The 18,201-nt window shown below is 54.2% G+C and carries 12 protein-coding genes; all 12 read right to left on the minus strand.

Features of this window, described 5'->3' with window-relative positions; all coding sequences use genetic code 11:
* Positions 1-147: 147 nt before the first annotated feature.
* Positions 148-672, minus strand: a complete 525-nt coding sequence (gene tssJ, locus AK59_RS0118260) for a type VI secretion system lipoprotein TssJ (protein WP_029883448.1) — start codon at positions 670-672, stop codon at positions 148-150.
* A gap of 33 nt (positions 673-705) precedes the next feature.
* Positions 706-1,788, minus strand: coding sequence for a type VI secretion system baseplate subunit TssG (tssG, locus tag AK59_RS0118265; protein ID WP_029883449.1), 1,083 nt, complete (start codon positions 1,786-1,788; stop codon positions 706-708).
* A complete protein-coding gene (gene tssF, locus AK59_RS0118270; protein ID WP_029883450.1) occupies positions 1,752-3,521 on the minus strand; it encodes a type VI secretion system baseplate subunit TssF in 1,770 nt (589 codons plus the stop codon). Before tssF ends, tssG begins: the two co-directional genes overlap by 37 nt.
* 32 nt (positions 3,522-3,553) lie before the next feature.
* Positions 3,554-5,161: a type VI secretion system protein TssA gene (gene tssA / locus AK59_RS0118275; protein WP_029883451.1), complete on the minus strand. Its 1,608-nt coding sequence runs from the start codon at positions 5,159-5,161 to the stop codon at positions 3,554-3,556.
* A gap of 19 nt (positions 5,162-5,180) precedes the next feature.
* A complete protein-coding gene (locus tag AK59_RS0118280) occupies positions 5,181-8,552 on the minus strand; it encodes an ImcF-related family protein (RefSeq protein WP_029883452.1) in 3,372 nt (1,123 codons plus the stop codon).
* A complete protein-coding gene (locus tag AK59_RS0118285; protein ID WP_029883453.1) occupies positions 8,545-9,753 on the minus strand; it encodes a hypothetical protein in 1,209 nt (402 codons plus the stop codon). Before AK59_RS0118285 ends, AK59_RS0118280 begins: the two co-directional genes overlap by 8 nt.
* Before the next feature lie 2 nt (positions 9,754-9,755).
* Positions 9,756-10,019, minus strand: a complete 264-nt coding sequence (locus AK59_RS1000000124590; RefSeq protein WP_072007038.1) for a PAAR domain-containing protein — start codon at positions 10,017-10,019, stop codon at positions 9,756-9,758.
* Between the two features lie 56 nt (positions 10,020-10,075).
* Positions 10,076-10,489 carry a hypothetical protein gene (locus tag AK59_RS0118290; protein WP_029883454.1) on the minus strand — a complete coding sequence of 138 codons (414 nt, stop codon included), beginning with the start codon at positions 10,487-10,489 and terminating at the stop codon, positions 10,076-10,078.
* Between the two features lie 12 nt (positions 10,490-10,501).
* Entirely contained in the window at positions 10,502-11,008 is a 507-nt protein-coding gene (locus AK59_RS0118295; RefSeq protein WP_029883455.1) for a hypothetical protein, read from the minus strand.
* A gap of 9 nt (positions 11,009-11,017) precedes the next feature.
* Positions 11,018-13,975: a CHAP domain-containing protein gene (locus AK59_RS1000000125295; protein ID WP_231501500.1), complete on the minus strand. Its 2,958-nt coding sequence runs from the start codon at positions 13,973-13,975 to the stop codon at positions 11,018-11,020.
* Positions 13,976-13,984: 9 nt separating this feature from the next.
* Positions 13,985-16,381, minus strand: coding sequence for a type VI secretion system Vgr family protein (locus tag AK59_RS0118305; RefSeq protein WP_050491991.1), 2,397 nt, complete (start codon positions 16,379-16,381; stop codon positions 13,985-13,987).
* On the minus strand, positions 16,378-18,201 hold a 1,824-nt coding region (locus tag AK59_RS0118310; protein WP_029883458.1), incomplete at its 5' end, for an AAA family ATPase. The genes AK59_RS0118310 and AK59_RS0118305, both read right to left, overlap by 4 nt.

An 18,201-nucleotide genomic window follows, 5' to 3' on the forward strand; every position in this document is an offset into this window, starting at 1 on the left:
AAATCGATGGTCCAGCGAAAGGGCTCGCTCAGGGCTTCGTGCCCGGTGAATTTCAGCACATCCGCTTTTACCGGGCTGTCGTTAATCTCCAGCAGATAGCGCGGCTGCCCGTCAAACAAAGCCAGCCAGTTGTCCTTGTCCATCACATCACTCCTTTACCGACACCAGACTGAGCCAGCCGTCACCCAGTTCAATGGTGCGGGGTTTATCCGGGTCGAGGTCATCCCGCGTGAGCACCAGACGCCAGCGGTTGTCCTGCATGTCCGGGCGGTTGAACAGCCCCACCACGGCGACGAACTGTGCGTCTTCATCCATTGGCATATTGAGCGTCACGCTGCCTTTGGGCATCACCAGCAAGGCTTTTGAGGCCAGTACATCGTCTTTCAGTACCGTATCAGCATTGCGCAACAGAGCCTGATAATCAGCACTATCGACTGCCTGGCGGTCTTTCAGCTGGTAAACCCGTACCATGGTGGCCAGCGGCGTCTGGGCGCCGTCTGCATTCGCCGCGGTACGGGGGGTGAAATCCAGATGCAGCGTTTTAATTTTCTTGTAAAAGATGGATTTAGTGAGACTGACGGTACCGTCCGTCACGGTCTGGGTCAGGCCACAGCCTGTCAGCAGGGCGCAGGCGATTAGCGTCAGCGCCCGCCAGGGGGTGACTGTTGTCATTCAACATTCCTTTTGAAGAGGGAAAGTACGCAATTAATCGAAACGGTAATGACCGCCTTCAGCGGGCGGTAACGCCCGGCAGTTCAGACCTTTATAGCAGCCCAGACTCACCGTGAGAGTCTCCCGGTTATCGCTGAGCCTGCCGTCCTTCAGGCCGAGCAGGCCGGTGCGGCCCAGCTGTATTCGCCGGCCTTTACCCAGCCGGGGATCTGGCAACAACCGGACCGGTACGGTAAGACACAGCCGTGCATCGCTGCGGTAACCCAGATAAACCCGCATCAGCACCAGCAGGTCGGTATGGAGCTGACCACCGGGTAACCAGCCTTCGGCTTCATCAGGATCTTCCGTGACAAGCGTCACCCGCACCCTGCTGCAAGCTTCCCTGGCGGTTTTGCCAAGCGTTGCCCGCTGTGAAAGACGGACACGGTTGCCGGTGTCCAGCCCGGTGCGGTTTTCAATATGCACGGTAACCGGGTCAGGTTCGGTGATAACCACACGGGTATGCGGGGCTAGCAGGTTGACCAGCGCCCGGATACCTTCCACATTGCGGGTGGGCAGCCGCATGGTGCCGAGCAGCGCCAGAAAGCGGGAAACGGGCGTTTCCACATGTTCCGCCGTGCCGGGAATACCCAGACCGACCAGTCCCAGCAGGCACTGGGATGTCGCATCTTTACCGCCCGCCTCAAAAGTGGCCGGGTAGGCATATTTACGCCAGATCCGGTAATACTGCGTGGTGATACGGTGACTAAAGATGTCCAGAAACGACGTGACCGCCTCGTATCCCTCACGACGCTGCGCGATATCATCCAGATACGAGCCCGGCAGCGGTGAATCCACGCCGTACATTCCCAGAAAGGTGGTGCGCACGGTCGGGGGTAACCCGGGATTGTCCTCATTGGTCTCAACCGTCCGCAGTTCGGTGACCGGGAACCCCATCCCCGGCCAGGGTCGGAAACGCACCGGATCGTCACCGGGATGGCTGGTCGCGCCGAGCTTTGGTGCATCCGGATGCTCCTGCTCCAGCAACTGGCAGAAACGATAAAAGTTAGCCTGCCAGATGTCCTTATTGAGGGTTAACGTCAGCCCGGTACGTACTGGCTGTGATTCTCGCGCCATCTCAGTCGTTTCCCTGTCGGTTGCAGTACCAGCGTGAGCTGGTTAAAAAGGTGAATATCCGCATAGAGCGCAAAGAAACGGTGCAGCATCTCGCCGAACAGGTTCACATCGCCCTCGCCTGCAAAGTTGTCCATGTTTAGCGTGACCTCGATATCTACGCCCCGCAGCATAAAACCTTTTTCAAAGCGGCGGATCAGCGTGTGCTTCACCGCAACGATGGCCTCAAGGCGACGGCGGTTCATTTCATCGTCAGTCCAGTCATACAGCGCCAGCGTGCCGCGCAGCACTTCGGGGTTATCCATCATGCTGAGGAAGTTTGAGCCGAGATGGCTCATTACCCGCCAGTGGAACCGGTCGTTTGCTGGGGGATACAGGGGCATGGTGGGAGCCGTGACGTTCAGTACCCTGACCGGAACTTTGCCGACTTTCACCACCCTGTCCAGCAGGGTGCTTTCGAGCGCCTTACGCGGGAGCTGCCCGTTGGTGCCAGTGATCCGCATGGAGAGCGATTCCGGTTTTTCGGCCAGTTGATCCAGCTCGAATGAACGTCCACCGAGGATAAGCCAGGTGTCATAAAGACCGGACGCGCCGCGCTTAACGCGTGTGTGGTAGTAGCGCTCCGGAGCATCGTGGCGCATCATGCCGCCCCGGTGCCGGAAGCTGGTGAACGGAACATACGGGTGCTTGCCGAGTTTTACCGCGCCGTGGATATTATCCACGCTGTAAATTTCGGTGTGCCCGTCCTGGAGGCGCAGCGGCCGCAGCAGATACTCATTTTCCAGCGGACTGAGCGTCAGCGGATCTGCCTCGAGCGTGAAGAGATTAATCACCGGCGCGCAGTGCAGACGGAAATTGTCTGTCTCAAACGGCAGATCGGGCGACCAGGCCTCACTGAGCACCATGTCGATTTCAAACCAGGTGCTGGCCGCCGTCAGTCCGAGTGTGTCAAGGCCGCGCAGCTCCACAAACATAAACTTCGGACGGAAGCTGAAATATTCCAGCAGCAGCTGGTAGCCGCTAAAGGCCGTGTCGCTTTTTTTCCACAGGCCGTCATTGTCATCAAAGCCCACCGGCCTGCACCAGCCGTCAAACTTGTGCCGCTCCGTGTGAGTTCCGGCGTGACGGGCATACATCGCGTGAACACGACGGGTCATCGCCAGATGCAGGGCTGAACTGACCGGACTTTCGGCATTCAGGAAAATAGTGACTTTCTCAAGCCCGGCATTGCTCCAGTCCACTTTTTCCGGACACTCAAAACGCAGGCGGATGGCCGAACGACCATCCGTTTCGGTATGCAGACGCGCACCGGCAAGGTGCAGGGGTTGCAGGGGAACATCCCGCGTGGTGCGGTACTGACAGGCGGTTTTGTGCGGCCCCACCGGGCGCGACAGCACCGAAAACCCTTCGGCCAGCGTCTCTGTCTGACGCAGATTCCGCCAGTCCGGCGTAAACTCAACGATGGCAAGCGACGGGATGGTCCGCATGTAGTGCGGCCATAACAGGCTGACCAGCCCCTCAGTCAGCTCCGGCAAGTCATCATCGAGTTTTTCACGCAGTCGGCCCATCAGGAAGGCAAAGCCTTCAAACAGGCGCTCTACGTAGGGATCACGTGCACCGGGTTTATCCAGGTTGAGCATTGCCGCCCGATCCGGATGGGCACGAGCAAATTCTTTTCCGGCCTCACGCAGATAGCGCATTTCGGCCTCGTAATAGCGCAGGGTTAAGTCATCCATGCACGGTATTCCTGATTGTTAACAAGTAAGTTCTAGCCACACAGCACCATGGCCCGGGCCGGATCGATGGCAATCAGCCCTGCCAGCAGCGCGTCCATCTCGGGCATCAGCCGGGCTTTATCAGATTCGCTGCGGCCGGCTTTCATGCGCAGCAGTTTCAGGCGGCGGGCCTGAACCTCGAACAGCAGGCCCGGCTCCCAGTCCGCCAGCGTCAGCTGCGGGGCGGAGGCCGTCAGTTCCCCCAGCAGATGCAGTGCCATCTCGTTGCGGCCATACTGCTCGGCCACCCGGGCCATCAGCAGGCGCACCAGCCAGCGCTGGCGCGGGGTGTCCGTTCCCGGCCGGGACTGGAGCCAGGCGAGTGCGGCTTCGGGACCTTCGCTGTCGCCCTTTTCCATCGCTTCGGCTTCCAGTAACAGCATATCGTCCTCATGCCCGGTGGCGGGTGTTACCCGATCACTGGCAAATGACAGCCCCTCTTCGTGTACCTTTTCCGCTATCCAGCCCGTGGTCACCTCATCGGCAAACGGGGTACCGTCATTCCATGCCAGTCCTTCAAGCCCGGGCAGGCGTCTGAGGAGCAGCCGGAGATCCAGCAGAACAGATTCCGCCTGGTTCTCCCACGGCTGCCCCGCATGACTGAGACCCTGCCAGAGATACCACTGCAGATCGAGCCAGAAATGGTTCACCGCTTCGCAGTACATCTGGCTGGCCTGTTCGATCAGCTCAGTCCAGTTTTTCTGCAGATACAGACGTTTCAGCTGCGCCCGGTACTCGGGTTTAGGCGGGAGCAGCCGGGTACGGCCAGCGCTGTCCAGCGGCGGGATCTGATCAACCGTATCCCAGCGAATGGTTTTTATCAGCCGGTGAGAGGCCAGCCATCCCTGCGGTTGTTCACCCAGCCAGTCGGAAAGTAGCCTTGCCTGATCGAGCAAATCACGCCCGGATTTCACGGCCGTCAGTTGTGGCGACGGAGATAAGACGGTGTCGCGTCCGGTTTCCTGAATGCTGCTGTTCTGGGGTATAAGTACCTCCACCCCGCCGGAACGCGCAAGGCGATTATCCAGGGTGGTACAGAGACCGGTAAAGGACGGTTTTTCATCTTCAGGCCAGTCAGCAACGCTCGCTGCCAGCAGACTGACAGCCCCCGCAGTCAGTCCGGCATCATCCCGATCCACTTCCGGCCAGCGCGAAAGTGTATCCAGCATTTTTGAACTGTTTAGCCATTCCAGGGCAGATTTCCTGGCATTAGCGCGCAGCGGGTGACAGCGTTTGCCGTAGCGGGACAGCATCGCGACCAGAAGCAATACCCCTTCTGCCAGCCCTTTCTCACCGTCAACGCTCAGTCGGGCCTGGATATACCAGGTGACGACGCGGATATCTTTGGCGCTTTCACACAGTATCTTTTCCGCCAGCCTACAAAGCAGCTCCGGATCGGTCCCCGAGAGCTTATTAATTTCTTCGCGCATCAGCTGGAAATTGTCGTCATAGGCCGGATCGTCACCCGTTTCCGTCTCAGGTCTGACAGGTTTTAACCAGTTATCCCAGAGTGACAGGGTGACGGAGGCGCTTTCGATAAGTTTCTGTTGTTCTTCCTGATTTGTGGCGCATGCCGCTAACAGGGCTTCCGGAGAACTCATGTTTTTCCTTGTCTCATCTTTATTCAACGTCTTCAGCGCTGGCAGCAACCGTAAATATGTTTTCAGGCAGCGTAAACCCCTGGAGCTTCAGCAATGCAAGCGGACCATCACCCAGTTCGCTGCGCATCACAAACTTCAGTGGATTACCGTCCGGCGCTATCCACACCATTTGCATTCGGCTCGCATCAAGGGGGGTGATCAGGGCTTTATCCAGCAGGCGAATGAATCCCCAGTTGCCCTGGTTGCTGGTGTAAAGCTGCATCCCGCTGTTAACACTGCGCCAGCGGAGGTTCACTCCTGGGTAGTACGTGTTTCCCGGCCAGGTAAAGCTCTGCCAGCTTTCCATCTGGTTAAAGAAGTCCAGATTCTGCTCGTCAAGCGTCAGCTGCATGCGGGCCACATCGCGGGAAGGACGCGCCATCAGTTCGAAGTGAACGTTCGCATCCCCCTGGGCAAAAACGATATCCGACAGTTCAGCCAGCTGGTTAATGGCCCGGAGGAAATCCGGGTTCACCTCCATCCCCTGACTTGCTGAAGGATCCACCACCCAGCGGTTCCCTTCCTGATGAAGAATGCCGCCGAGGCTGGTTTTCAGGAACGTGGCGATGCGACCTGAATCACTGCGCAGGAACTGCGCCAGTAAAGGCAGTGAGGCATCACTGCCGGTGGCTTTAAACGGATAGCGACCGGCAAAGGCTTTGTTCCACTGATCGACAATGGTCGTCTGCCAGCGGGTATTAAGGCTTCCTGCCGCCGGAGTCAGCACCTGTCGCCAGGCCAGATCCAGCGGCTGCACAAACAGTGACTGACCGAATCCGTTCCACTCCTGACCCAGGCTCGCCGCCACCAGACTGCTGTAGTCACGCGTATCGGTCAGGTCGGTAGCCTTGCCCTGGAAGACTGTCTGGGCCAGCATCTGGGACATCGCCTGCGGATCCAGCGCACTGGTGACCTGCTGGAGCTTGAGGCGCACCTGCGTCACGCGAGCAAGCCAGGACTGGAAACTCAGGTTACCGTTACGTCCGGTGCCCTCTTTTCCCTCCATGAACCCCGTCAGCGGACCAAACACGTTATCCAGCGGTCCTTTCGGCCCCTGTGCCTGTTCGATGAACGGACGGGCATATTTTTTCCGGCCAACCAGTTTTTTCGCCGAATCCACTATCGAATCCGCCAGCGCTTCGCCCTTCTCGCCTGTTTTTCCCTGGTAGTTCAGGGTGTTCATCAGCGCCACCAGGGGTGACTGACGCACATCGCCGATCAGGCTGAGCTGGGCAATGGCTTCTGACAGCGAAGTCGCTTCCTGCCACTGAATGCTGTTGACCATATTCAGCCAGGCATTGCCAAAATCGGTAAAGTAACGTTCGGTCAGCCTGGCCTTCAGCGCTTCGGGTGCGATATCGCTCCCCGGCTGACGGGTTTTATCCGTCAGAACCCAGTCAATTTCGTCGCGACGGGTTTTGACCACATCGTTAATAGCATCCTGTACCTGCTCTTCCCAGGCCTGGCGGGTAAACATGCCCGGCACCACTTCTTCTGTGCTGAAGACGGAGGAGGCATCCGTGTCGCCGGTCATATCGGCAAGCGTGAGATCCGGCCAGTTGCTGGCAACGCGCTTCAGCATGTCCTGATACAGCCCGGATTCAGCATTACGCTGGCCAATCTGTTTAAGGAGGATCTGACGCACGGTCGTGACAAGTCCGGCATCAGGCTTAATTTTCCATTCCGGATGTGACGGCAGGTTCTGGGCGTAAAAGCCCAGCAGTTTTGGTGCCAGTTCCTGCCAGGCTCCATCTGATATACCCTGCCGTTTCGGCCAGGCCGTCAGCACATGTTGCGCCAGCCATCCGGCATCAGCTTTGTCCGGTCTGGCCATCATCAGGTAACTTTTGAGCACATCGTAAGCCCGTTGTGTTCCCTGCATACGGGCTTCGCTGGCCGGAGGAAGATTAACAAAAGCCTGAAGCTGCTGTTTCAGGTGGATAGCCGTGACATCTCGTATCAGCAGCGCATTATTACGGGCATACAGAGGCCACAGGGCCACCAGCGTGTCGTGGTCCTGATTGAGTCCAAAGCGGGTGTACCAGGGCGCACCGGTTGCTTCCCGGTTCTGCATTCTGGCAATCGCCTGCTGGAGCACAAGCTGGTTACGCAGACGCTCTGTCAGAGGACTTTCAGTATCCGCGGCAAGACGGGCGGTACTCTGAGCCTGGTATATCTGCGCCCGGTTGACGGCAAGCGACAGCAGTGTACCGGCTCCCCAGAGGACACTCAGGGCAAGCACCAGTAAACGCAGCCCTTTAAGCCAGTCGAAGTTCAACTTTCTGGCGCGGATGGTAGAGCAGTCATCAATAACGGCTTTCCAGCCGGGAGTATCAAGCCGGGCATTGGGTACTGAACCGGCAACGGCCAGTTCATGGCTGAATATCACGCCCCGGAGCCGATAAGCAGCAGAGCCCTGTAACAGCCCGTCAAACAGGGCGTGCAGGCCTGCCTTCAGGTCCCCCTGCAGACGGGACGAGAGTTGCAGCAGCCAGTTATGATGCGGATTATTCAGCACCTGAGACATCCCGACCTGGCGTAAATGCGGAACCAGCGTATCCAGCGTACTGAGAACATCCTGCGCGGTCACACCGGGGCCAAATAACGCGCCGGTCGCCACAGGTTCCGCCTGATCGCCGGATGTGGCTGCCTTGTCAGTCAGCCATAGCCAGACCGGAGCCTGCCACCCCAGAAGGTAATCGGCTTTCTGGCGACACCGTAAAAACGCATCGCGCTCTGTATCAGTCGGCAACACTGCGGTATCCATCACATGGATGATGCCATCCACAGGTTTGCCGGGACGCAGGCGTTTTAACCGGGACAGGAAAAGCTCGTCGGGAAGAGACTGAGCATCGCCGCCATATACCAGAATATTGCCATCACCTTCCTGCCAGAGATCGTGACAAAGTCCGGGGGCTGCTTTTTCCGCCTCGTCAGCATTACCCTGCACAAGCAGGATCCGGACCTTAGACCGCCAGCGACGGCCATATCGCATCTCCAGATGTACTGACATCTGTTCATCACTGAAAATAGCTTCCTGCCCATCACCGTCAGCAGACGGAATCTCTGCTGACTGAGCCATGGCCTGCCGTTGGCTATCTCCCCAGTGAAGATAAAGACCCGCTTTCCCCGCATAGCTGAACGCTTTTTCAGTCATCCATCCCAACAGGAATATGGCTGCATTCAACAATGCGCAAAATGTCAGGATGCGCTGTCCATCATATGGTCCCAGTCCGGTGGCAGATGCCAGCCATTGCGGGAACGCATAAAAAAGAAATGCGACTGTCGCTGTCAAAAAAAACAGAACTCCAGCCGTTGCGCCAATGAGCGTTTTGACTTTTACTTTAGCCATTCCCTTGATTTTCCTTACGAACGCCTTTTTTATTAACGACGGCTACCCAGACATCTTCTTCGTCTGCAGCTGATTGGGCTGCGATGATTTGTGAGCCATTATCGTGACATGCGACAGAAGCAAGAATAATGACAAGCCAGGGAGCGGCTCGCCCGGCATATCCCATAGCGTAATCAATACTGCGATTGTCATCTGACAGGCTGAATGTCACTCCGTTATCTTCACAAGCTTTGTTCCACCCGCTCCCGCTGGCAAGGGCTGGTCCTGTATGCCAGGCAGCTTTCAGTGATTCAGGGTCTGTGTCGGCCCAAAGCAGTGCCCGGTTCAGCGTTTTTACCAGCGCGGGCTCTTTGCCTTTTTCCGGGCGGTGCAGGCACACTGCGTGAGGATAATCAGCAGCCTTTCGGTTGCAGAGCACCACCAGTGTGATGGCATCGGCGTCACCCTGACTGGGGTACGCTGGTACCGAGAATGTCACAGCTGCAAGAATGCCCGGCTTTTCCCAGCGCAGGTCCAGCCAGGTATCAAACGCCGACAGACCTTTGCCAGACAGGAGTCTGAAGCTTCTCCCTGTTTTGGCAGCAAGTTCTTTTTTGAGATGTGACTCAACGCATTGCCTGATATCGTCATCACAGTCCAGCATCAGGCAGCAGAGAATATCCGTCGGGAGTGTTGCGGTAATATCCTGCACCCGAGCGGCAAGTGTTGAGGTGGTGGCAATTATTTCAGCCTCCAGGTCGACCTGAAATCCTGTCAGGGCTGCATATCTGACAGTGACTTTACTGCCCCGCGGCGTTGAGAAATGCACTATGGGCATAGTATGGCTCGCCGTCTGCAGCAATGCTCCGGGCTTATTTCCTGCGGGATGCTGAATGTGATAACCCAGCATCCAGCCGCAACGCTGACCACGGCGGATTTCCTGCTGAATCAGCGCTTCCCGCTCAGCATTACGGGATTCAGCCCCTACCTGTTCCGCTTTGTACGCGAATCGACGCAGGGAAAAGAGCACTCCCCATAAACAAAATGGTAGCCCCAGCGCAGTAAACCAGAAAATGAATCCGTTTCTACTTGAGGTCCATTGCCAGAGCGTTAACGTGATACCAGCCACCAGCATAAGTGCCAGAAACAGCAACCAGCGCCGGGGATTGGGGCGCATAACTTTCGGCGCTTTTTCGGGAATGGCGTCCAGCCAGACGGGCATGTTCAACCAACCTTTGCAGGAACAAAAGAACTGATCAAAGTGCAGCCGCAACCGCACCTGTGGCCGTGAAAAGCAACAGGGATACCATTATCCAAATAGTTGGGATTACCTTCGATGATCGTTGTCGGACCATGCCCAGGTATCGGGCAGGAAACCCTGTCGCCTTTACGTGCCACGCCAATTCCACCAAAAATTATGGTTTCGGAACAGGTCATTACTGAACCACCGTGCGTGGTTTTGTCGCCTTTTCGAATAATTTGCAACATATTTATTCCTCTGTTGGGATTTATTTTTCATATCACCTGTTAATATTATCTAAATATTATTTGTTCCTCCGTGTCATTCTCAACCACCCCCCCTGACCATAAACGAGAGGCTCTCCTTTAATATACATATGGTTTCCTTTTTGCTTAATTTGGAATTGAGGTGACGGATACACACACCCATCATCACCACCTGTATAGATTAAAATATATTCTTTATTATTTTTTTTTATATTATAATCACCATCACATGAGACGGGTGCATGCCATGTAGTTATCCTGACATGCGCTTTTTTTTGTCCGTAAAACATATCCACATCATATCGCATATAAACTTGTGAACCATCAGATAACGTTTCACCATTCATTTCAAAGAAATATTTCTCATCAGAGCGAGTAAGTTCTGAGGCACTTGAAGCGCAGGTAAATAAAAACGTTATAAAGAATACAATACTTGATATCAGGTTGACCATCCATCCTCCTCTTTAACCGGCACAAAACACGTCAGTTAACTTTAATGGATCTTTATTTGTAGTATCAAACGTATATGAACAACTAAATTCAGCAGTCATATTCTCCGGAGCAGAAATGAGCATGTTTTCAAAAATAACGATCCGCCCATTTTTTATTTTCACCCGAAAAGAATAACTCCCATTTTTGTCAGTAAACTTTTTTATATTTCCATCCAAAGCGTCACCATTCAGAAAAGTGGAGTTGACAAAATTGATAAAGAACTTTTTTGATGCCGCACCATTAAATATAACATTTGAATTATGCAAATCGTTGTTACCAAATGATTCCGGAGGGGATTTCCCGAAATCAATAAATAGTTCAGGGTGAAGTTTATAAGAAGATAAACTTGAATAATCATTCACTGAAATAATCGGGGGCGTAAATGCCTTTGTAAAACCCCTAAAATAATTAGAATATATCAACTCATCAGCAATTGAAGGGATAGACACGAATAGCAAAAAAAACGATATTATTTTCATTCATTGCCCTTAATGTGTATCAGAATAACTTGAATCAGGTCCAGAAACCTTCATAATTTCTAAATCATAATCTTCTGGCCTAACGTTATAACCTTTTGGCTTCATAAAATACTTAACAGCTGTTATCGAGTTGGCTCGGATAGAAATGCAATTTGCAGTTCCTTCTCGCCCACCGCCCTGATTTCCTCCTAGTATAAGTAGTCGACCCTGAGCATTAATGCCGCAAACAAATCCAACGTGGCTATATTTCATCACAGCAATAGCTCCATAGAAGGGCTTATCTACAACCTCACCATTTTGCCAAGAACCCATGCCCCAAGAATACGCCAAAGCACTCTTCGTAGCTAATGGAGCATACTCAGTCTGTGTAAAGCACCAGTTTACAAATGAAGAGCACCATGAGGTCTCACCATCTTTGCCCTTAGCGTTAGTTGTGTCATGGTATATCTTAATTTTATCATTTAACACAGAATCGGACTCAATTAAATCTTTATATTTATTATATTCTGATATTGCAATTGGCATCCAATCTGGATTATTATTTTTCTGAACTATACATGAACACTGGTTCTTATATCTTTCCCCTTCGGCAATCAAAACACTCAACCTTGCAAGTAATTCACTTTTTTGTATCAAACCATCATTATTCCCTTTGTTTCCATGTTCTGTAGAGTCTAAACTGGCATTTCTGCCATATGCTTTCTCATTGTCCACCTTTGAATACAGAACTGCATCATTCGGCTTCCCTACACCTTCAGGACAGAATATAAAGGTATAAACATCTTCAGGGCTTTTTATTTGATCAAACTTTTCTTTGTTTGAAGTAAAATATAACTTCACATAATCTAGCTGTTCAATCTCGTCCATAAGTGCAAGCTGCATTTTAGTCAAAGATAGATTGTGAGTTATATTTATTTGTTGTACTGCTATAGAAGTGAACTGAATCAACCCTACTGCACTTTTCTCTACTATACTTTTATCTTTAATTATTTCCTCTTTAGTAAATACATGAAGTTCAATTTTAGGTCTAGTGCCCGACTTACTGGAAATAAATATAATATCACCATTTTTATGGCGCGCTTTTCTGTAAGCTACAATAGAAGATGTGAACATTCGATTCGTTTCAACAGACATACATCCCATTAAAACATCAGCATATCTTATTTTATCTTTCTCTCCCCACATTTCAGCACATATCTTGACAACTTTTTTCCTGAATTCACAAGCCTTAGCAGCACCTAATCTCTGGTTTACCACTTCACCCCAGATTAATTTTGCGCAGTCCTCTTCCGTTTTTAGCGCAGATAAAAACTCGATCGGATGAAAATGCCACACGGCCTCATCTTTATCAAACGGCGGAACCCTGCTCATCCACTCCAGATCCGCCTGCCATTTTTCACAGTACCCAACCTCCAGTGAATCCAGATCTTCGTAAAACCCTTCCCAGCGCCCCGTTGAACGCCCCTTACTCCATTCGCTGTGATGTTTTACCGCCAGACGATTCACCACATTCTTCACCAGCGGATCGCGCACTGCCAGCGCCTGTCTGATTTCTTCTGCAGTAATTTTCCCGTCACGGTTGCTGTCCATCTCCGCCATCAGATCACGATAAAATGGCGGCACCAGACCGTACTGATATCCCGCGCCCTGTTCTGCTGAACGGCTTATTGCCTCAAACGACTGAGGCACCCAGCTTTCATACGGGCTGTCCATCATATCACCACCACAGTCTTCTTCCAGCGCCTGAAACCCGAGCTTCAGTAAATCATACTGATTCACTTCTTCAACATCACTTTGCGGTAACCAGCCACTCCCGGTAATTTTGTACCACCAGTTCTGTGATTCATCCGCAACGGGTGTTGTTGCTCCCCGTGTGAGCAGGCACTGTGCGCTCAGTCTGGCTGATATCGGGGTAAATACCGGTTGCCCTGTTGCATCCTGCCGGGTAAACAGGAGCTTTCCTTTTGATGCCAGAACTGACTTTTTATCGCCCTTCACGCATTCCGGATTGGCCAAAAAACCGGGCATCCTGCTGTCTGTACTCAGCACTTCCAGATGAACAAACCATTCCCTGTCCACAAGCCGACTTCCCTCTCCCGGGGATTCCGTACACCCCATAAATCCGACAGGCGCTCCGGCGCTGACCTTCCATTCTTCCGTTTCCCCTGTCAGTTCTACAGAATCAAAAACACCTTTTTGCTTCGCCTTCTGCATCCATTCAGGCATCAACCCCTGTATTTCTCCGTCCGGTTCCATCAGTTCAGGATCCAGCGTTACCCAGTACTGCTCTTTTCCCGGAATATTATTTTTCAGTAAACGGACCAGCCCAAAAGTTGTCAGGGTTGTTTTTCCCTTCTTCGTGACATAAAAACGCCCCGTCCGGGAAGAGATAAAACGGTCACCTGCCTTAAGGTTCTTCTTCGTTTTGGCTGGCGCAGGATATTTTCCGGCCTCACCGTTGTCCGGCTCGCCCTCCGGCATACCGTTCTGCCCGTTTTTATACTGACGTAACAGTATGCCGCTGTGCCCGTCCCTGACTTTATAACAGGGAGAAGCCGGATAATCGGCAACCGGGGCAAGATGCATATACAGACTGTAAAATTCCAGCCAGCTTTTTTCTTTTTGCGGATCCGGTTTACACAGCGATTTAACCAGCACAAAACTACTGCTGTAACGTAGCTGTTGCCCACAGTATGGGGCAGTGAGATACTCATTGTTTAACCGGTACGCAACCACAGTGCCGTCAGCCATAAACTGGAGTGGTACAGGTTCTCCGGTATTGAGTGCATCCGGGTTCAGGGCCGAGAAGGGATTAGAGACATCACTGATATGGATCCCGCCATGCCACTGTCTATTTGCACCCAATAGCCATGTTCCGTGAGCTTCATCGTCGACAAGACGCATGACTTCATCCAGCGAGCGAAACTCCTGACCACTTGTGTTCCTGATGGGATAGCAAATTTTCATAGGCACTCCTTATCGGGAAAATCTTCCGCGCCGCTGCATTGGTGGTTGTGAATTTTCATCTTGCTGTTCTTCTGTAGAAAGAACCTGCTCGAGACTGGTTTTCTTAAATACTTGTGTGACATTTTTCATTGACGCCCCTGTGCCAGGCACCAGGTAATTAGCCACTTTCATTATCATCATCCCTTCAGAGCCATGCTCTATCCCGTTCTTGCTCAGCTTAAGATATGACCCGCCGCCGTTCAGCGTTAAGGTTTTCGGCGTGGTAATGATGATTTCGTCTTCGCTGCTGGTCACGGTCATCTTTTTTTCAGAAAACAACGACATGGTGTTGTGCTGTGCCTGAACTTCAATATCCCCCTGATTCGCAACCAGCTTCGCCCCCTCCTTATGCACAAACAACCCCAGCGCCTTTTCTACCGTCACGGACAGGTTCTGCATAGCGCCGAAATCCAGATGCTCGCCGGCGTTAATCATGGTGTTCTTCGTGCTGGTCAGCTGGAGATGTTCACCGGAGGTCAGTGCCACCCCCTGCGGGGCGCTTGCCAGTATCACAGACGACTGAAGGTCTTTCAGCCTGCCCGTAACCAGGCTGACCTGGGTGCTGATATCGGAGACCAGCGCGCCGGCGGCTTCGGCAGCACCGTTCAGCGCCTGCATCTGACTGTTGGCCTGGGTAATCTGATTCACCACCGGAGTCATCTCCAGCACTTGCCCCTGCGCTTTTGGCTGCTCATGTGCGGCCAGGAAAAGCCCCCTGGCCGCACGAACGGCACCGTACTCATCCGTGCGCAGTTCAAAACCGGTACCACGCTGTTCGCGCTGTGCATCAACCAGATGGCCCATATTAAGCTGACTTTTCCCGTACTCCGTGGCGAGCTTGATATGCTCCTCCCCCCTCCTGTCTTCAAGCCGCAGCTTATTATTCGCCGGAGTGCGCAGGACGTTGCGCGTGTGGTTATCACTGGTGACGTGGTCAGGGTGTTCAGAGTCGTGCTGAGCATATGCAATATACGGCCGGTCCGGGTCGCCGCTATCAAACATCACCGCCACTTCCGTTCCGTCAAGCAGCGGTGCATGCCAGCCGTAAGTGTCGCCAGCATATGGTTTCGCCAGCCGCAGCCACAGGTAAGCGTAACCCTGTTCGCTGCTGTTGCGGTCAAAGTCCAGCTTCACCCGGTAACGCCCCTGCGTATCCAGCCAGGCGTAAGTGTCGCCTTTCTGCGCGCTCTCCACGCGCGCCGGCAGTGAGCCGGAAATCACCGGACGGTTAAGCAATGCCGGACGGTAAGATATGCTTTCGCTGTACGGTATACCGTCGAATTTCATCTGAAAGCTGTCCTGTCGCGAGCCGCTGGCTTTTACCGTGGTGATTACAATTCCGTCTTTCACCATTTCCGGCAGGCCCGTATCGGTTTCCAGCACCTGGCCCGGCGCCAGATGCGGGCTGGAGGTACGCCCGCTGACGGTGTACTGCTCATTCAGGATGCGCTCGTGGCGCAGACGGGCAAAGAACGCGCCGGTTTCAGGACCTTCCGTATCACCGGCTGTCAGAAACGGCTCTGCGTAGTGGTAGGTTTCACCCGTTGTGATGTCTTCCTTTCCGCTGATACTGACCGTGCTGTCCTGCGGCGTCAGCGCTTCCCGGTAGTTGTAATCCCGGGTTGTCACCCCTCCACTGACAACGTGGTACGCGGTATGAATATCCCAGATACTCTCCCTTCCGCTGTCACTCATCCCGGCGGGGTTTCGTAGCGGGAGGGTCACACCAAACTGGTACTGCTCCTGAGAGTCCTGGAAAATGACGACATCCTGCTCAAGGCGGCTGTCCATCTCGAACCGCCAGAAAATCCCCACTTCGGCCAGCAGACGCTCAATAAACTCCAGGTCGGTTTCACGCCACTGAGTAATCAGCTCCCGAACCGGATACTCGCGGGACAGGCGGAATTCAAAGTCTGCCCCCTCCAGCCCGTGTTTACGCAGGATCTGCTCCACCACTTCAACAACGGACTGATTGAGGAAAATTTCACAGCCCTTCGTTTTCGCTAACAGGGCAATACGCGGCACCAGCGCCAGGGCGTAAACGGTATCCTCTTTTGATGTGGATTTGCGCTCAAATTCCTCAATCACGCCGTAAACGGTACGCACAGGTAAAGCAGGCGTCCCGTCAAATACCGGGGTCTGGAACGTAAAGGATGCGGGTTTTAACAGCACGGCTTCACTTGTGATATCCGGCGAAGAGCAGGTCACGGAGATATCATACCGCCAGGGCTTGCTGAGGGATTCAACCGATGTGAATTTCAGTACGTCAAGAAATTCAGCGCAGTCATGAACGTCCAGCCGGTAACGGGACTGACCGAGCAGTTGCTTTACCAGACTCACTGCATCATTTATCAGAGAATCACTCATACGCCCGCTCCTTCATCAAACGCCAGCACAATCCCCTCCTCCTCATCCCAGCCAAGCCACAGGTGCTGTGGCTTCTGCCCCGCCGCCATATGCGTCAGCAGCTGCTGACTCAGCACCGGCAGAATCTGCTGATTGAGCAGGCTGTCAACGTTGCGCGCCCCGGTATCCGGCAGCAGACAAGCGGCGGTCAGCGCGTCGTACAGGGATCCATCGATGGTGGTCGTCATACCATAGTGACGCGCCAGACGCTGACTCACCTGACCGAGCTTCATCCCGACAATTGTACGCATGGCTTCCTGCGTGAGGGGACGGTAAATCACCGTCTGGAAACGGGCGAGTAAGGCTGGCTGGAAGTGGTCACGCAGCAGCGGACGCAGTAGCTCGTGCAGCTCCGGTTCGGTGGCTTCCGGCTGTGCATCCAGCAGCTGCATGATGTGGTCGCTGCCGAGGTTGGAGGTCATCAGAATCACTGTGTTGCGGAAGTCAATTTCCCGCCCCTCGCCGTCGCGCATAAAGCCCCGGTCAAACACCTGATAGAACAGGTTCATCACGTCACGGTGCGCCTTCTCCACTTCATCGAGCAGCACCACGCTGTACGGACGCTTGCGCACCGCTTCAGTCAGGATGCCGCCCTGACCGAAACCGACATAGCCCGGAGGGGAGCCCTTGAGCTGGGAGACGGTGTGCGGCTCCTGGTATTCGGAGAGGTTGATGGTTATCAGGGATTTCTCGCCGCCAAACAGTTCGTCCGCCAGAGCCAGGGCGGTTTCGGTCTTGCCGGTGCCGCTCGGACCGGTCAGCAGGAACACGCCCTGCGGGCCGTTCTCCGGCGCAAGCCCGGTTTTTGACGCGCGCAGGCGCTGCGCGATGGCATTCAGCGCCGCATCCTGGCCCACCACGCGTTTACCGAGGCTGGTTTCCAGGCTCAGCAGCTCCGTCTGCTCGTCCTTCATTAATGATGAGAGCGGCACTCCCGTCCAGTCGGCAATCACCGTGGCGACGGTGCGCACGTCAACGTCCAGCCCCAGCAGCGGGTTACCCTGCTGAACTTCACTCAGTTGCTGTTGCAGACCGGCAATTTCCGCCTGACGGGAGATGTCCGAGCGGCAGGCGAGCAGTTCTTCCGTGAGTTTCAGCTCCTGGCCGTACTGCGTTTCCCGTTCGTCGAGTTCCACGATGATGCAGACTTCGTCCTGCTCAATGGCCGCCAGACGTTCACCGGGAGCGGTGTTGCCCACCGCGATATCCTCCATCAGCGCCTGCTTTTCCATCGCCAGGGCCGTGAGCTGCGCCTTCATCCGGGTCAGCGGCTCCGGCACGGTGTCAAGGCTCATGCGCACGCGGGCCGAAGCCGTGTCCAGCAGGTCCACCGCCTTGTCCGGCAGCTGGCGGCCGGTCAGGTAACGTCTGGACAGGGTGACCGCCGCCCTGACGGCCTCATCGGTAATGTGCACCCCGTGGTGCTGTGCGTAGCGTGATTTCAGACCACGCAGCATCAGGCAGGCGGTGTCGTCGTCCGGCTCATCCACTTTCACCATCTGGAAGCGACGTTCCAGCGCCGCATCACGCTCAAAATACTGCTTGTATTCAGACCAGGTCGTCGCGGCGATGGTTCTAAGTTCGCCACGCGCGAGCGCGGGTTTCAGCAAGTTAGCCGCATCCGCGCCACCCGCCTGGTTGCCGGCGCCGATAATGGTGTGGGCTTCGTCAATAAACAGCAGCACCGGCAGCAGCGACTGCTGCACCGCCTCAATGATGTTTTTCAGGCGCTGTTCGAATTCCCCCTTCACACCCGCACCCGCCTGCAGCAGGCCGAGGTC

Origin of the sequence: Enterobacter sp. T1-1 (assembly GCF_000710795.1) — a bacterium.
Lineage (GTDB): Bacteria > Pseudomonadota > Gammaproteobacteria > Enterobacterales > Enterobacteriaceae > Enterobacter > Enterobacter cloacae.